This is a genomic window from Allobacillus salarius, from assembly GCF_007559425.1.
Classification (GTDB): domain Bacteria; phylum Bacillota; class Bacilli; order Bacillales; family Alkalibacillaceae; genus Allobacillus; species Allobacillus salarius.
On the sequence record NZ_VMHE01000074.1, the window covers coordinates 1 to 1,045 of the forward strand.

Annotated in this window: 1 rRNA gene; it reads left to right on the forward strand. The window is 55.3% G+C overall.

From position 1 onward, the window contains the following. Positions 1 to 1,037 (forward strand): 16S ribosomal RNA (locus FPQ13_RS13145); the annotation flags it as partial. Positions 1,038 to 1,045: the final 8 nt, after the last annotated feature.

Genomic DNA, 1,045 nt, shown 5'->3' on the forward strand with positions numbered 1-1,045 from the left:
GGCTAACTACGTGCCAGCAGCCGCGGTAATACGTAGGTGGCAAGCGTTATCCGGAATTATTGGGCGTAAAGCGCGCGCAGGCGGTTTCTTAAGTCTGATGTGAAAGCCCACGGCTCAACCGTGGAGGGTCATTGGAAACTGGGGAACTTGAGTACAGAAGAGGAGAGTGGAATTCCACGTGTAGCGGTGAAATGCGTAGAGATGTGGAGGAACACCAGTGGCGAAGGCGACTCTCTGGTCTGTAACTGACGCTGAGGCGCGAAAGCGTGGGTAGCAAACAGGATTAGATACCCTGGTAGTCCACGCCGTAAACGATGAGTGCTAGGTGTTAGGGGTTCCAACCCTTAGTGCTGCAGTTAACGCAATAAGCACTCCGCCTGGGGAGTACGGCCGCAAGGCTGAAACTCAAAGGAATTGACGGGGGCCCGCACAAGCGGTGGAGCATGTGGTTTAATTCGACGCAACGCGAAGAACCTTACCAGGTCTTGACATCCCGCTGACCGGCCTAGAGATAGGCCTTCCCTTCGGGGCAGCGGTGACAGGTGGTGCATGGTTGTCGTCAGCTCGTGTCGTGAGATGTTGGGTTAAGTCCCGTAACGAGCGCAACCCTTGATCTTAGTTGCCAGCATTTAGTTGGGCACTCTAAGGTGACTGCCGGTGACAAACCGGAGGAAGGTGGGGATGACGTCAAATCATCATGCCCCTTATGACCTGGGCTACACACGTGCTACAATGGATGGTACAGAGGGCAGCGAGACCGTGAGGTTTAGCCAATCCCTTAAAGCCATTCTCAGTTCGGATTGCAGGCTGCAACTCGCCTGTATGAAGCCGGAATCGCTAGTAATCGCGGATCAGCATGCCGCGGTGAATACGTTCCCGGGCCTTGTACACACCGCCCGTCACACCACGAGAGTTGGCAACACCCGAAGTCGGTGGGGTAACCTTTATGGAGCCAGCCGCCGAAGGTGGGGCCAATGATTGGGGTGAAGTCGTAACAAGGTAGCCGTATCGGAAGGTGCGGCTGGATCACCTCCTTTCTAAGGAT